This window comes from Stenotrophomonas sp. G4 (genome assembly GCF_003428825.1).
Lineage (GTDB): Bacteria > Pseudomonadota > Gammaproteobacteria > Xanthomonadales > Xanthomonadaceae > Stenotrophomonas > Stenotrophomonas indicatrix.
The window spans coordinates 4,366,192-4,382,934 of sequence record NZ_CP031741.1 but is presented as its reverse complement, the minus strand read 5'-3'; the positions used below and the strand labels follow the sequence as shown (position 1 = coordinate 4,382,934).

Genomic DNA, 16,743 nt, shown 5'->3' with positions numbered 1-16,743 from the left:
CCTGGGGTCAGAGCCCTTTCCTTGTGGAAAGGGATCCGACCCCGGGTCGTACGTCAGCGCACCTTGCGCTCGTCCACCAGCGACGCCACCACCGACGGATCGGCCAGGGTCGAGGTGTCGCCGAGCTGGTCCGGTGCGTTCTCGGCGATCTTGCGCAGGATGCGGCGCATGATCTTGCCCGAACGGGTCTTCGGCAGGCCCGGCGCCCACTGCAGGTGGTCGGGCGTGGCGATCGGCCCGATCTCCTTGCGCACCCAGGCGACCAGCTCCTTCTGCAGCTCGTCGCTGGGCGCTTCTTCGGCCACCAGGGTGACGTAGGCATAGATGCCCTGGCCCTTCACGTCGTGCGGGAAGCCGACCACGGCGGCTTCGGCCACCTTCGGGTGCGAGACCAGCGCGCTTTCCACTTCGGCGGTGCCGATGCGGTGGCCGGACACGTTGATCACATCGTCCACGCGGCCGGTGATCCAGTAGTAGCCGTCTTCGTCACGGCGGCAGCCGTCACCAGTGAAGTAGTTGCCCGGGTAGGTGCGGAAGTAGGTGTCGATGAAGCGCTGGTGGTCGCCGTACACCGTGCGCATCTGGCCCGGCCAGGAGTCACGGATGATCAGGTTGCCTTCGGTCGGGCCCTCCTTGATCTCGCCATCGGCATTGACCAGGGCCGGCTGCACGCCGAAGAAGGGCAGGGTGGCCGAACCCGGTTTCAGATCCATCGCACCGGCCAGCGGCGAGATCAGGATGCCACCGGTCTCGGTCTGCCACCAGGTATCGACGATCGGGCAACGGCTGTCGCCGACCACCTCGTAGTACCAGCGCCATGCTTCCGGATTGATCGGTTCGCCGACGCTGCCAAGCAGGCGCAGCGAGGCGCGCGAGGTCTTCTTCACCGGCTCCTCGCCTTCGCGCATCAGCGCACGGATGGCGGTGGGGGCGGTGTAGAAGATCGACACCTTGTGCTTGTCGATCACGTTCCAGAAGCGCGAGGTGTCCGGGTAGTTCGGCACGCCTTCGAACATCAGCGAGGTCGCGCCGTTGGCCAGCGGGCCGTACACGATGTAGCTGTGGCCGGTGACCCAGCCGACGTCGGCGGTGCACCAGTAGATGTCGTCCTCGCGCAGGTCGAACACCGCTTCATGGGTGTACGCCGCGTACAGCAGGTAGCCGGCGGTGGTGTGCAGCACGCCCTTCGGCTTGCCGGTGGAACCGGAGGTGTAGAGGATGAACAGCGGATCCTCGGCGTTCATCGGTTCCGGCTCGCAGCTGGCCGGCTGGCTGTCGACCACATCATGGAACCAGCGGTCGCGCGGGGCCTGCATGTCCACCGCACCGCCGGTGTGGCGCACCACCAGCACGGTTTCCACGGTATTGGTGCCGGGCAGCTTCAGCGCCGCATCGACGTTGGCCTTCAGCGGAATCTTCCGGCCACCGCGCAGGCCTTCGTCGGCGGTGATGATCAGCTTGCTCTGGCAGTCGCTGACACGGTCGGCGATCGAATTCGGGGCGAAGCCACCGAACACCACCGAGTGGATCGCACCGATGCGCGCGCAGGCCAGCATGGCCACGACAGCGTCGACGATCATCGGCAGGTAGATGGTGACCCGGTCGCCCTTCTTGACGCCCAGGTTGCGCAGCGCGTTGCCGAGACGGCAGGTGCGCTCGTACAGCTCGCGATAGGTCACGTGCTGGGCCGGCGCGTCCGGGCTGTCCGGCTCGAACAGCAGGGCCGTCTTGTCGCCGCGCTTTTCCAGCTGGCGGTCCAGGCAGTTCACGCTGGCGTTGAGCTCGCCATCTTCGAACCACTTGATGTGGAAGTCGGACAGGTCGTAGCTGACGTTCTTGATCTTCGTCGGCTTGCGCGACCAGTCCAGCCGCCCGGCGGCCTTGCCCCAGAACGCATCCGGATCGGACACCGAGGCCTGGTACTGCTGTTCATAGGTGTTCTTGTCGATACGCGCCTTGGCGGCGAACTGCGGATCGACAGGGTAGAGATCAGCCATGGCACCCTCACTTGCACGTTGACTTTGTGTGTGCAGCCGCAGCATTGCAGCAGCCGTTCCCCCTCAGTTTGCCCCATCCACCCCCGGTCGCGTCACCACTTCGGTTAGACCTTGGTCGAAAGTCGGGCCCCTGCAGGCCCGGGTTCGACCAATGGCCAATAGCCGGTGCGTGCAAACGCCCCGCAGTCTCGGCTCGACCGTGCCCCACGCGCGGCATCACCTTGCCACTTGGGAGAGAGGGCAACATGAGCCACCGTACGTTGAAAGCCGTGCGCACACCTTTGGCGGCCTGCCTGTTGGTCGCCCTGGTCGCACCGGGCATGGCGTTCGCCGAGACCGCCAAAGAGAAGGCACTGGAGTCACGCGTCGCCGAACTGGAGCGGCAGGTGCAGGCGCTGCTGGCGTCGCAGCAGCAGCAACAGACCCAGATCGTGCAGACCCAGCAGGCGGTCACCGACGTCCGCACGCTGCAGGCCGAACAGAAGCCGGCGGTGCCTGCGGGCAAGCAGCCGATCCAGGTCACCACCATCACCCCCGGCGCGGCGCCGGGCACCACGGTCAAGATCGGCGGTTTCATCAAGGCCGATTTCCTGGCCACCCAGACCAGCGATGGCCAGCTGGCCGACGACGCCACCGGCCGCTCGCTGTACCTGCCCGGGCAGACCCCGGTGGAAGGCGCCGGCGGCAGCGGCAAGCGCTCGGACGTGGACTACAACGCCCACGCCAAGTTCTCGCGCTTCAACCTGGGCATCGACAACGTCAGCGAGTCGGGCAACAAGGCCGGCGCGTTCTTCGAGATGGATTTCTTCGGCAACTCGCTGGGCAACCAGACCGCCACCAACACCTATGGCGTGACCCTGCGCCATGCGTACATGTACTGGAACAACTGGATGGCCGGCCAGACCTGGTCGAACTTCATGGATGCGGCGTCGTTGCCGGAAGCGGTCGACTTCGTCGGTCCCACCGATGGCGTGATCTTCGTGCGCCAGGCGCAGGTGCGTTATACCCAGGGCGGCTTCAGCGTCGCGCTGGAGAATCCGGAAACGACCACCCTCACCGGTACGCGCAATCCGGTCACCGGCGCCTGGACCAATGCCAGCGCCAATTCCGATCGCGGCAGCCTGCCGGACCTGACCCTGCGTTATGGCTGGAAGGGTGACTGGGGCACGTTCGGTGTTGGCGGTATCGTCCGTCAGCTGAAGGTCGACAACCAGGCCACCGGCGCAAAGGCCGACAAGGTGGCCGGTGGCCTGACCCTGGGCGGCAAGTGGGTGATGGGTGACAGCGATTCGCTGCACTACCAGTTCACCGGTGGCGAGGGCATCGCCCGTTACATCGGCCTGGGCATCACCGCCGATTCGGCCTATGACGTGGCCCGTGACGAGCTCAACCCGACCGGTGTGATCGCCGGCTACGTCGGTTGGCGCCATGCGTTCTCGCCGAAGCTGCGCACCAACCTGATCTATGCGCGCAGCGACTACGACAACGACAGCATCCTCGGCCCGCTGGTGACCAAGAGCGTGCAGAGCATCCGCGGCAACATCTTCTACTCGCCGCTGCCCAAGGTCGATGTCGGTGCCGAGCTGATGTACGGCAAGCGCGAGATCGAGAACGGCAACAAGGGCGATATCACCCGTCTGCAGTTCACTACGAAGTACAGCTTCTGACCGAGTGCCGACCAACGGTCGGCACCTACCAAGAATGAGTGCCGACCAACGGTCGGCACCCACCAACAACGATTGCTTCGGAGGGGAAGCGTCCCATGTCCACAACACCTGCACCGGCGAAAGCCCAACTAACCCAGGGACACAAGAAGGTCATCTTCGCGTCCAGCCTGGGCACCGTTTTCGAGTGGTACGACTTCTTCCTGTATGGCTCGCTTGCGGCGATCATCGCCAAGCAGTTCTTCAGTGGCGTCAATGAAACCACGGGCATGATCTTCGCCCTGCTGGCCTTCGCGGCCGGCTTCTTCGTGCGCCCGTTCGGTGCGGCCTTCTTCGGCAGCCTCGGCGACCGCATCGGCCGCAAGTACACCTTCCTGGTCACCATCCTGATCATGGGCATCTCGACCTTCCTGGTCGGTGTGCTGCCCAACTACGCCTCTATCGGCTTTGCCGCGCCGGTGATCCTGATCATCCTGCGCCTGGCCCAGGGCCTGGCCATGGGCGGCGAGTACGGTGGTGCGGCGACCTACGTGGCCGAACACGCGCCGGACGACAAGCGCGGCCTGTACACCAGCTTCATCCAGTGCACGGCCACCCTCGGCCTGTTCATGTCGCTGCTGATCATCCTGGCCTGCCGCTATTTCCTCGGCAACGAAGCGTTCGAAGCCTGGGGCTGGCGCATTCCGTTCCTGGTCTCGATCGTGCTGCTGGGCGTGTCGGTGTGGATCCGCCTGCAGCTGAGCGAGTCGCCGCTGTTCCAGCAGATGAAGTCGGAGGGCAAGGGTTCCAAGACGCCGTTCCGTGACAGCCTGAAGGGCGGCAACCTGAAGCTGATGCTGCTGGTGCTGCTCGGCGCCGCAGCGGGCCAGGCGGTGGTCTGGTATGGCGGCCAGTTCTACGCGCTGTTCTTCCTCAGCAGCATGCTGAAGGTCGACGCCACCACCTCCTACCTGCTGATCGCCGCCGCGCTGGCGCTGGGCGTGCCGTTCTTCATCTTCTTCGGCTGGCTGTCCGACCGTATCGGCCGCAAGAAGATCATCCTGGCCGGCTGCCTGTTGGCCGCAATCACCTACATCCCGATCTTCAAGGGCCTGACCCACTTCGCCAACCCGGCCATCGAAGAGGCCCGCAGCAGTTCGCCGGCCCTGGTCGTGGCCGACCCGACCACCTGCTCCTTCCAGTTCGATCCGGTGGGTCTGCGCAAGTTCACCAGCTCCTGCGACGTCGCCACCGCCGCGCTCACCAAGGCCGGTGTGCCGTATGACGTGCAGCCGGCTGCTGCCGGTTCGCTGGCGATGGTCAACGTGGGCAGCGCCAGCGTCACCTCGTACGAGGCCGCCGGCCTGACCAAGGAAGAAGGCAAGGCCAAGGCCGATGCATTCGGTGCCGAGCTGAAGACGGCATTGACCGGCGCTGGTTATCCCGCCAAGGCTGATGGCTCGCGCATCAACTACGCCGGCACGATCCTGATGCTGTGGCTGCTGGTGCTGTACGTGACCATGGTCTACGGCCCGATCGCCGCCTACCTGGTCGAACTGTTCCCGACCCGCATCCGCTACACCTCGATGTCGTTGCCGTACCACATCGGCAACGGCTGGTTCGGTGGCTTCCTGCCGGCGATCTCGTTCGCGCTGGTGGCCGGTACCGGCAACCTGTACTACGGGTTGTGGTACCCGATCATCATCGCGCTGATGTCGGTGGTGATTGGCGGCCTGTTCCTGCGCGAGACGAAGAACGTGGACATCACCAAGTAACCCGTGGTTTTCATTGCATGAAGGAAAGGCCGCGGTGCAGACCGCGGCCTTTCTGTTTGTGGGGGCGCTTATCCGGCCCGCACCCTGGTAGTGCCGGCCGCTGGCCGGCAACTGCACGATGTCTGCCGGAGATCCATGAGGCTGCCGGCCAGCGGCCGGCACTACCATTACATTGCACAGCACGCCGTATAGTCGGCCCATGACCACCACCGTCCCAGCCGACCTCCCCGCCATCCTGCACACCCTGCGCAGCGCCTGGCAGGCTCGGCGCCCTTCGCTCGACCAGCGCGAAGCCGACCTGCGTCGCCTGCGCGCGGCGTTGAAGGACCGCATGGACGAAATGGCTGCGGCCATCGCCGAGGACTTCGGCCATCGTGCCCACGTGGAATCAAAGCTGGCCGACGGCATGAGCGTGCTGTCGGCCATCGACCACCTGCGTCGCCACCTGCGGCGCTGGTCGAAGCCGCAGCGGGTGGGCGCCGGCTGGCGACTATGGCCGGCGCGCGCGCAGCTGCGGCCGATGCCGCTGGGTGTGGTCGGGGTGATCTCGCCGTGGAATTATCCGGTCACGCTGGCGTTGGTGCCGCTGGCCACCGCGATTGCCGCTGGCAACCATGTGCTGTTGAAGCCATCCGAACACACCCCGCGCACCAGCGCGTTCCTGGCCGATCTGCTGGCCAGCGTGTTCCCGCCCGATCGCGTGGCGGTGGTGCAGGGTGGGGCGGACGTGGCTGCGGCGGTGTCTTCGCTACCGCTGGACCACCTCGTGTTCACCGGTTCCACCGCGGTCGGCCGCAAGGTAATGGCGGCGGCGGCGGAGCATCTGGTGCCGCTGACGCTGGAACTGGGTGGCAAGTCGCCGGCGATCGTCTGCCGCGATTTCCCGTTGGACAAAGCCGCCGCGCGGTTGGCCACCGGCAAGTGGTTCAACGCCGGCCAGACCTGCATCGCGCCGGATTATGTGCTGATCGACAGCGTGCGCCAGCGTGAGTTCGTGCAGGCGCTGCAGCAGCAGGTGCGCGAGCGCTATGGCGATTTCAGCGATGCCGACGACTACACGCGGATCATCAATGAGGCCCAGTACCGACGCCTGCAGGGCTATCTGGCGCAGGCCCGCGAACGCGGGGTGCCGGTGATTCCGCTGGCGCAGGTGGATGACGCGCGCGCAGATCGCGAGCGGCTGCTGGTGCCGACGGTAGTGCTGGATCCGCCGGATGACCTGGACCTGATGCGCGATGAGATCTTCGGCCCGATCCTGCCGGTGCGCGCCTATCCGGACCTGGATGCGGCGCTGGCCGACATCGTGGCCCGCGACCGGCCGCTGGCACTGTATCCCTTCAGCCACGACACGGCCACGGTGGAGCGCATTCTCGGCCAGGTGCTGGCCGGCGGGGTTACGGTCAACGACACCCTGCTGCACTTCGCCGCCGACGGTTTGCCGTTTGGTGGGGTGGGCGCCAGTGGCATGGGGGCGTACCACGGGCGGGCCGGGTTTGATGCGATGAGCAAGCTGTTGCCGGTGCTGTGGCAGTCGCGCTGGGCGGCCAGTGATCGGCTGCGGCCGCCGTATTCGAAGATTGCGGGGTTGTTGAAGTTCCTCTTGCGGTAGTGCCGGCCGCTGTCCGGCAACTGCAGGGTCTTGCCAGGGGTTCCTGGGTTGCCGGCCAGCGGCCGGCACTACCGGTAGGCGCCAACCCGCGCGGCCCGTTCCGGTAGGGGCCAACCCTGGTTGGCACGCGTGAACCCCAAGCGCCGACCAAGGTCGGCCTCTACCAAGGCAACAGCGGGAAGCACGGCGCCGACCAAGGTCGGCCTCTACCAAAGCCCACCCGGGTAGAATGCGCGCATGAAGATCGCCTCGTGGAACGTCAATTCGCTCAATGTCCGCCTGCCGCACCTGGAGCAGTGGCTCAAGGACTTCGGCCCGGACATCGTCGGCATCCAGGAAACCAAGCTGGAGGACCACAAGTTCCCGGACTCGGCACTGGTCGCCGCCGGTTACCGCAGCGTGTTCGCCGGGCAGAAGACCTACAACGGCGTGGCGCTGGTGTCGCGCGAACCGGCGCAGGACGTGCAGATCGGCATTCCCGGCTTCGAGGACGAGCAGAAGCGGGTCATCGCCGGCACCTTCGGCGACCTGCGGGTGATCAACCTGTACGTGGTCAACGGCCAGGACGTGGGCACCGACAAGTACGAGTACAAGCTGCGCTGGCTGGAGGCGGTGCACGCGTGGATCGCCGAAGAACTGCAGCGGCATCCGAAGCTGATCGTGATGGGCGACTTCAACATCGCCCCCGATGCGCGCGATGTGCATGACCCGGAGGTGTGGAACGAAAACCACATCCTGACCTCCACTGCCGAGCGCGGCGCGCTGAACAAGCTGCTGCAGCTGGGCCTGCACGATGGCTTCCGCCTGCACAACGATGAGGCCGGCACCTTCAGTTGGTGGGACTACCGCGCAGCGGGTTTCCGCCGCAACCTCGGCCTGCGCATCGACCTCACCCTGGTCTCCGATGCGCTGAAGGGAAGTGCGGTGGCCTCGGGCATCGACCGCGAGCCGCGCACCTGGGAACGTCCCAGCGATCATGCACCGGCGTGGGTGGAATTGGGTTGAACGAATGGGGCCCGGCGATTGCCGGGCCCGTTGCGATGCATCTGTCGGCCAGCGGCCGGCACTACCGCCGCGTCAGCGTATGCTCTTGCGGGTGAACAGGTTGACGATGGCCAGAAGAATCACCGCGCCGATCAGCGAGAACAGGAACGTGCGCAGGGTGATCGCTTCATTGATGCCGCCGCCGAACAGCCAGCCGGAAATCAGTGCGCCGACGATGCCCACCACGATGTTGAGGATGATGCCCTGCTGGCCATCGCGCTTCATGATGATGCTTGCCAGCCAGCCGACGATGCCGCCGACGATCAGCCAGATGATGATGCCCATGATCGACTCTCCGGTGGATAACCGCGTCCAGTTGACGCGCAATGCCGTGAACCCGCTGTGCAATCCTGTGACGGGCGCGTGCGGATGAGCCTGCCAGCCACCCTTGAGGGCCCCTGGCGGTTTGGTCCGGTTACCGTCTGGCGCTGCCCGCACGTCCCTGGCCAGCGCGGTGAGCCGCAGGCCCGGCAGGTGCTGGCACAGGCCCTGGGCGGCGAGCCGGATGCGCTGCCGCTGGTGCGCGACGACAAGGGCCGGCCGGAACTGAGCGGCGCGCTCGCCCACTACGGCACCGGCTGGAGCCACAGCGGCGAGGTGCTGCTGGTGGCGCTGGGCGAGGGCGTGCGGCTGGGCGTGGACCTGGAACTGCTGCGGCCGCGCCCGCGCATGCTGGAAATCATCCAGCGCTTCTTCCATCCCGACGAAGTGGCCTGGCTGCAGGGCCTGGACGAGGCCGACCGCGAACATTGGTTCTTCCGCGTCTGGTGTGCCAAGGAAGCGATGCTGAAGGCGCACGGGCAGGGCATTTCCTTCGGCCTGCACCGCCTGCAGCTGGCCCCGGCCGCCGATGGCGCCCTGCACTTGCGCTGGTGCGACCCGGAGCTGGGCGAGGCCGCGCGCTGGCACCTGCACGAATGGCAGGCCAGCGGACAATTCCGCGCCGCATTGGCCTGGTATCCGCAGTGAATCGGCGAATCAACGGCGAAAACCGGCGATAATGCCGGTATGAGCGAACACGATCTTCCCGCCGGCGTAGCGACCACGCTGCAGCAGGGCCTGGCCAGCATGGGCCTGGCCGCCGAGCTGGCCCCGCCGCTGCTGCGCTACCTGGCGCTGCTGCACCGCTGGAACGGCACCTACAACCTCACCGCCATCCGCGATCCGCAGGAAATGGTCACCCGCCATCTGCTCGATTCGCTGGCGATGCAGCCGTTCGTGGCCGATGGCAGCCTGGCCGACCTCGGTACCGGCCCCGGGTTGCCGGGCATCCCGCTGGCGATCGCCTGCCCGGGCCTGCAGGTCACCCTGGTGGAAAGCAACGGCAAGAAGGCCCGCTTCATGCGCGAGGCCGTGCGCCAGCTGGGCCTGGGCAATGCCCGCGTGGCCGAATCGCGCGCCGAAGCGCTGGCCGAGCCGGGCAGCTACGACCAGCTGACCGCGCGCGCGATGGACACCCTGGCCGGCATCGTCCGCGTCGGTGGCCACCTGCTGCGCCCCGGCGGCGTGTTGCTGGCCATGAAAGGCGTTTACCCGCATGAGGAAATCGCAGCGCTGCCGGCCGGTTGGCAGGTGCGCGAGGTGGTCCCGCTGAGCGTGCCCGGCCTGGCCGGTGAACGCCATCTGGTCACCGTCACAGGTCCCTGAACCCCGCCGCCCGCCCCTTGTGGAACAAGCGGTTGGCGATCCACGATTTCCGCACGGGCCCGGTTGTACGCATAATGACCGGTCCCAGCACACGTCGACGAGGCACACCCGCATGGCCCGCATCATCGCCATCGCCAACCAGAAGGGTGGCGTCGGCAAGACCACGACCGCCGTCAACCTGGCCGCTTCCCTGGCCAACGCACCCAAGCGCGTGCTGTTGGTCGACCTGGATTCCCAGGGCAACGCGACCATGGGCAGTGGCGTGGACAAGCGCGAGCTGGTCTCCTCCACCTACGACCTGCTGCTGGGCGAGTCCAGCGCCGCCGACGTGCGCGTGCAGACCGCCGAAGGCTACGACCTGCTGCCGGGCAACATCGACCTGACCGCGGCCGAGATCCAGCTGATGGCGCAGAGCGAGCGCGAGCAGCGCCTGAAGCGCGCGCTGGCGCCGATCCGCGATGAGTACGACTACATCCTGATCGACTGCCCGCCGGCGCTCTCGCTGCTGACCCTCAACGCACTGGCCGCCGCCGATTCGGTGATCGTGCCGATGCAGTGCGAGTACTACGCACTGGAAGGCCTGAGCGCGCTGGTGGAAACCATCGAAGCGCTGCGTGCCAACCTCAACCCGGCGCTGGAGATCGAAGGCGTGCTGCGCACCATGTTCGACGTGCGCAACAACCTGGCCAATGCCGTGTCGGCCGAGCTCACCGAGCACTTCGGCGACCGGGTGTTCCGCACCATCGTGCCGCGCAACGTGCGCCTGGCCGAGGCGCCCAGCCATGGCCAGAGCATCGTCGGCTACGATCGTGCTTCGCGCGGCGGCGTGGCCTACCTCGGCCTGGCCGGCGAGATCATCCGTCGCAACAACGAACGCAACAAGGCCACCAAGGCCGTGGAGACCGTCTGATGACCAGCAGCAAGCCTGCAGCCAAGAAGCGAGGCCTCGGCCGCGGCCTGGACGCACTGCTCGGTCCGAAGGGCGCGGTCAGCCAGGTGCAGGCCAGTACGGCGGTGATCGAGCCGCTGCCCGGTGAAGTGCTGCGCAAGCTGCCGGTAGGCCAGCTGCAGCCGGGCAAGTACCAGCCGCGTCGCGAGATGGACCAGGGCAAGCTGTCCGAACTGGCCGACTCGATCAAGTCGCAGGGCGTGATCCAGCCGATCCTGGTGCGCCAGCTGCCGGCAGGCAACTTCGAGATCGTTGCCGGTGAACGTCGCTGGCGCGCCTCGCAGCTGGCCGGCCTGGACGAAGTGCCGGTGGTGGTGCGCGAGCTGGAAGACCGCACCGTCATCGCGATGGCGCTGATCGAGAACATCCAGCGCGAAGACCTCAACCCGCTGGAAGAAGCCGAAGCGCTGCAGCGCCTCATCAGCGAATTCACCCTGACCCATGCCGAGGCCGCCGAGGCCGTCGGTCGCTCGCGCGCGGCGGTGTCCAACCTGCTGCGCCTGCTGGAGCTGCCGATCGCCATCCGCCTGCTGCTGGAAACGCGCCGGCTGGAGATGGGGCACGCCCGCGCGCTGCTGACGCTGGCCCCGGAACTGGCCAGCAAGCTGGCCCAGGAAGCGGCCGATGAAGGCTGGTCGGTGCGCGAGGTCGAGCGCCGTGCGCAGGCGTTTGCCGCCGGCAAGGTGCCAAGCAACCGTCCGCAGCCGGTGGCCAAGGTGCAGCAGGCCGATATCGCCTCGCTGGAGACCGAGCTGTCCGAAGTGCTGGGTACCTCGGTTGCCATCAATCATGGCCGCGGCGGCAAGGGCAAGCTGATCATCCATTACGCCAACCTGGACACGCTCGATGGCGTGCTGGAGCGGCTGCGCACGCGCCAGGGCTGACCCCGGCGCATCTTCATGGGCGCACGGCCCGTTCCTGCCGTGTGCCGTCGATTGCAGGGAACGCACCGCCGCGCGTGCCGGAGGCCGCGTCGTCCACCGCAGGTGGGCCGCTCCGCCCCGTGGCTCATCCAGGGAGCAGGACATGACCATTGAAGCAGACGACGTCAGCCCGGGCGGCAGCCCGATCCTCGTGCACAGCCGCGAGAAGGACTTCACCCCGGCCCAGGGCGAGTCGCACATCGAGGAGATCAGCGCGCACATCGAGCGCCATCTTGGCCCGATCTCCGGTGTTTTCCACGAAATCATCTCCGATATCGTGCACATCGACGTGCATGTGGTGCCCGCCACCAACGAGTGCCCGTACCTGCGGCTGGTGACCTCGGGCATGAGCGATCTGCCGATGGCGGTGCCCGACGAGGTGGACGCCCCCCGGCACATGGAACTGATGGTGACCCTGCCGGCGGATTGGCCGATCACCCAGGATGCCTTCGAGGATGAGCGCAACTATTGGCCGGTGCGCCTGTTGAAGACCCTGGCGCGACTGCCGCACGAGTACGACACCTGGCTGGGCTTCGGCCACACCATTCCCAACGGCCATCCGTCCGAGCCCTATGCACCGGGCGTGGGGTTCGATGGGGCCATCGTGCTGCCGCCGGTCACGACTCCGGACGACTTCGGCACGCTGGCGCTGGAAGACGGCACCACCATCGAGTTCATGGCGATCGTGCCGCTGTACCCGGAAGAAATGGACCTGAAGCTGAAAAAGGACTCGGAAACCCTGCTGGATCGCTTCGATGCGAAGAACATCCAGGATGTCATCCAGCCGGGGCGCACCAATGTGGCCAAGAAGCGTTTCGGCCTGTTCTAGGCCCTGCGCGTACCATCAGACGCCATCACTACTGAATTGACCGTTGAATTCCAGGCACACCGCAATGACCATCCTGCTCACCGGCGCAGCCGGCTTCATCGGTGCCTACACCGCCCGTGCCCTGCTTGATGCGGGCCAGTCGGTGGTCGGCCTGGACAACTTCAACGATTACTACGACCCGCAGATCAAGCGCGACCGCGTGGCCGCGCTGTGCCCGACGCTGGATCTGCGCACGCTGGACCTGACCGACCGCGACGGCCTGTCCGCGCTTTTCGACGAAATACAGCCGACCGCGGTGATCCACCTGGCCGCGCAGGCCGGCGTGCGCTATTCGCTGGAAAACCCGCACGCCTACGTCGACAGCAACCTGGTCGGCTTCGTCAACATGCTCGAACTGTGCCGCCACCGTGGCGTGCAGCATCTGGTGTATGCGTCCAGCAGTTCGGTGTACGGCGATTCGGCCACGCCGCCGTTTTCCGAAGACCAGCGCGTGGACCAGCCGCGCTCGCTGTATGCCGCCACCAAGGCCGCCAATGAACTGATGGCCTACACCTACGCACAGCTGTATGGCCTGCGTGCCACCGGCCTGCGCTTCTTCACCGTGTATGGCCCGTGGGGCCGGCCGGACATGGCGCCGCTGCTGTTCTCGCGCGCGGTGCTGGCCGGTCGTTCGATCGATGTGTTCAACGAAGGCCGCATGCAGCGCGATTTCACACATGTCTCCGACATCGTGGCCGGTATTCTCGGCGCCCTCGCGCATCCGGCTGACGGTCCGGTGCCGCACCGGGTGTTCAACCTCGGCAACCACACGCCGGTCGAGCTGGAGCGCTTCATCGGCGTGATCGAGCAGGCCGCCGGTCGCCCCGCGCAGAAGGTCTACAAGCCGATGCAGCCGGGTGACATGGTGCGCACGATGGCCGATACCCGGCGCGCACATGACGCATTTGGCTACGAACCGGTCATGCCCATCGAACAGGGCCTGCCACCGGTGGTGCAGTGGTGCCGCGAGTATTTTGCTGATCGCGCGTGAGAACGCATCCTCACACTGCCGGATTCATCTTCGGATAACCTCGGCGTCGGAAAATGCGCGGTCTTTGTCCCTCCTTGGCCGAGTCCCCCCATGAGCCAACCCGAGCTGTCCGTCGTTGTCCCCGTATTCAACGAGCGCGACAACGTCGCGCCCCTGGTGGCCGAAATCACCGCTGCACTGCGCGGACGGCTGCCGTTCGAGATCATCTACATCGACGATCATTCGCGTGATGACACCTTGGCCGTGCTGCAGGGCCTGAAGGCCACCACGCCGGAGCTGCGCGTGCTGCACCACGTCTCGCAGAGCGGGCAGAGCACCGCGGTACGTACCGGCGTCAAGCACGCGCGTGCGCCGTGGATCGCCACCCTCGACGGTGATGGCCAGAACGATCCGGCCGACATCCCCAGGCTGCTGGACGCCCGTGATGCGGCCGATGCCCAGGTGAAGCTGTTCGCCGGCTGGCGCGTCAACCGCCAGGACAGCGGCAGCAAGCGCTGGGCCAGCAAGTGGGCCAATGCCATCCGCGCGCGCATGCTGCGCGATGACACCCCCGATACCGGCTGCGGCATCAAGCTGTTCGAGCGCAGCGCCTTCCTCGATCTGCCGTACTTCGACCACATGCATCGTTACCTGCCGGCGCTGATGCAGCGCGCCGGCTGGAAGACCATCAGCGTGCCGGTCAACCATCGCCACCGTACGGCCGGCGTGTCCAAGTACAACAACCTGGGCCGCGCGCTGGTCGGCATCCGCGACCTGCGCGGCGTGGCCTGGCTGATCACCCGCAGCAAGCGCACCGCGGTGGAGGAGCGTTGATGGATCTGGAGCTGCACTGGCTGGACCAGCCGCTCACCTGGTTGTACTGGACCGGCCTGCATGTGACCGGCTGGAAGCTGATCGGCTACACCGGCGCGTTGATGTTCGGTGGCCGCTGGCTGGTCCAGTTCGTTGCCTCCAAGCGCGCCGGCAAGCCGGTGATCCCGCGTCTGTTCTGGTACATGAGCGTGGTCGGCAGCCTGATGACGCTGAGCTACTTCCTGTTCTCGGCCAAGCAGGACTCGGTGGGCGTGCTGCAGAACCTGTTCCCGGCGTTCACCGCGTTGTACAGCCTGCAGCTGGACATCAAGCATCGCGGCTGGAAGCGGGACAAGGCCAGTCACTGACGCCCCGGTAGATGCCGACCTTGGTCGGCGCTGGTTTTCTCCGGGTGCCAACCAAGGTTGGCAGCTACCAGAGCGGCCACGCAGGCACCGCTGTGGTAGCGCCGGGCCATGCCCGGCGGCTGCGGGATGGCGACCAACATCGGCCGCGCTGTGCGCTCGCGGGGCATGGCCCCGCGCTACCACGCGCCTTCGGCGCTGGGTCTCCCCGCCTGCCAACCAAGGTTGGCAGCTGCCAGGGCTAGGCCCAGGCAGGACCTTCGTCCCATGCCATGGGCGGTGCGGGGTGCCATGATCGGGGCCTGCCTTTCCGGGAACCTGTGCTTGTGAAAACCCGTCTTGCCGTTGCCCTGCTGATTGCCCTGTCCGCCCCTGCCGTGGCGTTGGCCGCACCGCCCACCGCCGCCGCGCCGGCCGGCGTGGCTACCGAGTCGCCCGCCGATGCCGCCTTCCGCGCGCTGTACGAGAAGGAATGGAAGTGGCGCCAGCAAGGCGGCGGCGAGGCCAGCGAGGACGAAGACGCGCCGGCCAATGCCACCCGCATGCCCGACGTCGGCCCGGCCGCGCAGCAGGCACGCCTGGAGGTATGGGACCAGACCCTGGCCGCGCTGAAGAAGATCGACCCGAAGACCCTTTCGCCCGACAACCAGGTCAACTACGCGATCTACCGCGACCAGGTGTTCAACCTGGCCGAAGAAGTGCGCCTGCGCGGCTACGAGATGCCGTTCAACGCCGATTCCTCGTTCTGGTCCAACCTGTCCTTCATGGCCCGGCGCGAAATGAAGACCGTGCAGGACTACCAGAACTACATCGCGCGCCTGAATGATGTGCCGCGCTACTTCGACCAGCAGACCGGGAACATGCGTGCCGGCCTGAAGCGCGGCTTCAGCGTGCCGCGTGCGGTGCTCGATGGCCGCGAGGTGTCCATCGCCACTGTCGCCGAACTGAAGGACCCGACCGAATCGCCGTTGTACGCGCCGTTCAAGAAGCTGCCCAACACCGTCCCGGCTGCGGAGCAGGCCAAGCTGCAGGCACAGGCCCGCGCGGCGATCAGCGGCAAGGTGGTGCCGGCGTTCCAGCAACTGCGCACCTTCTTCGTCAACGAATACGTGCCACAGGCGCGTACCACCCTGGCCGCCGAAGCGATGCCTGACGGCAAGGCGTACTACAAGCAGCAGATCCACGAATACACCACGCTGGACCTGTCGCCGGACGAGATCCACCGCATCGGCCTGGATGAAGTGGCACGCATCCAGAAGGAAATGAACGACATCATCAAGCAGGTGAAGTTCAAGGGCAGCTTTGCCGAGTTCCTGAGCTTCCTGCGTACCGACCCGCAGTTCTATGCCAAGACGCCGGAAGAACTGCTGTCGCGTGCCGCATGGATCTCCAAGCGCGCCGATGGCCAGCTCGGCAAGTACATGACATTGCCGCGCGCGCGCTTCACCATCGTGCCGGTGCCGCCGGACATCGCGCCGTTCTGGACCGCCGGCCGTGGTGGCATGGGGACCTATTGGCTCAACACCTACAACCTGCCGTCGCGCCCGCTGTACAACCTGCCGGCGTTGACCCTGCACGAGTCGGACCCGGGCCATGCACTGCAGGGTGCCATCGCTGCCGAGCAGAAGAACCTGCCGGAGTTCCGCCGCAATGCCTACATCTCCGCCTATGGCGAAGGTTGGGCGCTGTACTGCGAGAAGCTGGGCGTGGAAATGGGCATCTACGAAACCCCGTACGAGGATTTCGGCCGCCTGACCTACGAGATGTGGCGCGCCACGCGCCTGGTGATCGACACTGGCGTGCACAGCAAGGGCTGGAGCCGCGAGCAGGCGCTGGCCTACCTGCGTGACCACACGGCGCTGAGTGAGCACGAAGTGACCACCGAAGTTGATCGCTACATTTCCTGGCCGGGGCAGGCGTTGAGCTACAAGCTCGGCGAGATCGCCATCGTGCGCCTGCGTGCGCAGGCCGAGAAGGAGCTGGGCGACAAGTTCGACGTCAAGGGCTTCCACGACACCCTGCTGAAGCAGGGTTCGGTGCCGTTGCCGGTGCTGGAGCAGCAGATCCAGGCGTACATTGCCGAGCGCAAGAAGGCCTGATCGCCGTGCCGCCGGGCATGGCCCGGCGCTACCGGAACGTG

Annotated in this window: 15 protein-coding genes; 13 read left to right on the top strand and 2 right to left on the bottom strand. The window is 66.4% G+C overall.

All coding sequences use genetic code 11. The features are described from left to right. Positions 1-53: 53 nt before the first annotated feature. Positions 54-1,997, bottom strand: coding sequence for an acetate--CoA ligase (gene acs, locus D0Y85_RS20100; protein WP_117311765.1), 1,944 nt, complete (start codon positions 1,995-1,997; stop codon positions 54-56). Between the two features lie 245 nt (positions 1,998-2,242). Between acs and D0Y85_RS20095 the strand changes: the two genes are divergently transcribed. From D0Y85_RS20095 to xth, 4 genes are all read left to right on the top strand, one after another. Further along, positions 2,243-3,664, top strand: coding sequence for a DcaP family trimeric outer membrane transporter (locus tag D0Y85_RS20095; RefSeq protein ID WP_025878777.1), 1,422 nt, complete (start codon positions 2,243-2,245; stop codon positions 3,662-3,664). 95 nt (positions 3,665-3,759) lie between these two features. Next, on the top strand, positions 3,760-5,415 hold the full coding sequence (locus tag D0Y85_RS20090; protein ID WP_025878778.1) for an MFS transporter: 1,656 nt from the start codon (positions 3,760-3,762) through the stop codon (positions 5,413-5,415). A gap of 199 nt (positions 5,416-5,614) precedes the next feature. Further along, positions 5,615-7,024 (top strand): coniferyl aldehyde dehydrogenase, encoded by a 1,410-nt coding sequence (locus D0Y85_RS20085; protein WP_117311764.1) that lies wholly within the window; start codon positions 5,615-5,617, stop codon positions 7,022-7,024. Between the two features lie 237 nt (positions 7,025-7,261). Further along, entirely contained in the window at positions 7,262-8,029 is a 768-nt protein-coding gene (gene xth / locus D0Y85_RS20080; RefSeq protein ID WP_117311763.1) for an exodeoxyribonuclease III, read from the top strand. A 72-nt stretch (positions 8,030-8,101) separates the two neighbouring features. On the opposite strand, the gene D0Y85_RS20075 is transcribed toward xth, so the two are convergent. Continuing rightward, the gene (locus D0Y85_RS20075; protein ID WP_025878785.1) at positions 8,102-8,353 is read right to left on the bottom strand and encodes a GlsB/YeaQ/YmgE family stress response membrane protein; all 252 of its coding nucleotides are present in this window, start codon (positions 8,351-8,353) and stop codon (positions 8,102-8,104) included. Positions 8,354-8,437: 84 nt separating this feature from the next. On the opposite strand from D0Y85_RS20075, the gene D0Y85_RS20070 reads away from it, so the two are divergent. The 9 genes from D0Y85_RS20070 to D0Y85_RS20030 all read left to right on the top strand — a co-directional run bounded on the left by D0Y85_RS20070 (position 8,438) and on the right by D0Y85_RS20030 (position 16,702). Next, positions 8,438-9,037: a 4'-phosphopantetheinyl transferase superfamily protein gene (locus tag D0Y85_RS20070; RefSeq protein WP_117311762.1), complete on the top strand. Its 600-nt coding sequence runs from the start codon at positions 8,438-8,440 to the stop codon at positions 9,035-9,037. A gap of 39 nt (positions 9,038-9,076) precedes the next feature. Then, positions 9,077-9,715 (top strand): 16S rRNA (guanine(527)-N(7))-methyltransferase RsmG, encoded by a 639-nt coding sequence (gene rsmG / locus D0Y85_RS20065; protein WP_033832551.1) that lies wholly within the window; start codon positions 9,077-9,079, stop codon positions 9,713-9,715. Positions 9,716-9,827: 112 nt separating this feature from the next. Further along, entirely contained in the window at positions 9,828-10,625 is a 798-nt protein-coding gene (locus D0Y85_RS20060; RefSeq protein ID WP_025878788.1) for a ParA family protein, read from the top strand. Beyond that, positions 10,625-11,548 carry a ParB/RepB/Spo0J family partition protein gene (locus tag D0Y85_RS20055; RefSeq protein WP_025878789.1) on the top strand — a complete coding sequence of 308 codons (924 nt, stop codon included), beginning with the start codon at positions 10,625-10,627 and terminating at the stop codon, positions 11,546-11,548. The genes D0Y85_RS20060 and D0Y85_RS20055 overlap by 1 nt, the downstream gene beginning before the upstream one ends. Before the next feature lie 142 nt (positions 11,549-11,690). Then, positions 11,691-12,416 (top strand): suppressor of fused domain protein, encoded by a 726-nt coding sequence (locus tag D0Y85_RS20050; protein WP_117311761.1) that lies wholly within the window; start codon positions 11,691-11,693, stop codon positions 12,414-12,416. A 64-nt stretch (positions 12,417-12,480) separates the two neighbouring features. After that, positions 12,481-13,446, top strand: coding sequence for an NAD-dependent epimerase/dehydratase family protein (locus D0Y85_RS20045; protein ID WP_117311760.1), 966 nt, complete (start codon positions 12,481-12,483; stop codon positions 13,444-13,446). 90 nt (positions 13,447-13,536) lie between these two features. Then, positions 13,537-14,259, top strand: coding sequence for a glycosyltransferase family 2 protein (locus D0Y85_RS20040; protein ID WP_117311759.1), 723 nt, complete (start codon positions 13,537-13,539; stop codon positions 14,257-14,259). After that, complete coding sequence (locus D0Y85_RS20035; protein WP_025878793.1) at positions 14,259-14,606, top strand: lipid-A-disaccharide synthase N-terminal domain-containing protein; 348 nt, start codon at positions 14,259-14,261, stop codon at positions 14,604-14,606. The genes D0Y85_RS20040 and D0Y85_RS20035 overlap by 1 nt, the downstream gene beginning before the upstream one ends. 323 nt (positions 14,607-14,929) lie before the next feature. After that, positions 14,930-16,702, top strand: coding sequence for a DUF885 family protein (locus tag D0Y85_RS20030; protein WP_117311758.1), 1,773 nt, complete (start codon positions 14,930-14,932; stop codon positions 16,700-16,702). Positions 16,703-16,743: the final 41 nt, after the last annotated feature.